The following is an 835-nucleotide window of genomic DNA, read 5'->3' on the forward strand; positions in this document are numbered from 1 at the left end:
GGTGGGGGCCTGTTCCGGCGGCGTGGGCTCGGAGTCGTAGGCGCACCCCGGAACACTCCCGTGGGGGAAGCTACGTGCGCGTGAAAAAGGGGCCGGAACAGGCCCAACCCGAATGGCCCGCGGCCGCGTCCGCGACCGGATCGCCGCCCGCCGCGGACGGCACGGAGGGGGGAGCCGGCGGCGACGTCCAGACGTTCCCGGAGACCGGCGCCCTCGTACCGGCCCGCGTCGCGGATCCCTGGGATCCGTGGACCGAGGACCGGCCCGCCGGGCCCGATCCGGAGGAGCTGACCGTCCGGCTCGACCGGACGGAGGGGGAGCCGGAGGAGAGGACCAGCGCCCGCCGCGGCGGGGACGGGCCGGACGGCGGCGGCGCGGGCGGGCCGGGGGTCGTCGACGCCCCCGGGCGCCGCAGCCGCCGCTTCCGCCGCCTCGGCCTGGCGGTCGGGGTGGCCTGCGCGGGATACGCCGTCGTCATCGTCGTCCCGCTCGTCTCGGGCAACTCCGACGCGCCCTGGCTGCCGGTGCCGGGCCAGGCCGGCAACCGGCCCGCGAGCAAGGTGGACACCTCTCCGGAGCCCTCGCAGGTCGCGAGCCCGCCCGGCACGGGCGGCGGCATCATCGTCCCCGGGACGTCCGGGCTGCCCGCCGTGCCGGGGGTGTCCGCCTCGACGGCGGCCGGGGCCACACCGGCGTCCGGCGGCGCCACCAAGGCGCCCGGGGCCTCCGCCGACCCCGGCCGCCCGGCCTCCTCGCCCCGCCCCGGCCGGGCCGCGCGGGTGCCGCGCGGCGGGCCCGCCCCCGCCCGCCAGCCCCCCCCGCCCCCCCCCGCCCC

At 81.4% G+C, this 835-nt stretch carries 1 pseudogene; it reads left to right on the plus strand.

Annotation, left to right across the window (positions count from 1 at the left end):
• Nucleotides 1-80: 80 nt before the first annotated feature.
• Nucleotides 81-835 (plus strand): annotated as a pseudogene (locus GV126_RS33570) (hypothetical protein); the annotation flags it as partial.

The organism is Streptomyces mexicanus (genome assembly GCF_902506575.1).
In the GTDB taxonomy this organism is placed as follows: Bacteria; Actinomycetota; Actinomycetes; order Streptomycetales; family Streptomycetaceae; genus Streptomyces; species Streptomyces mexicanus.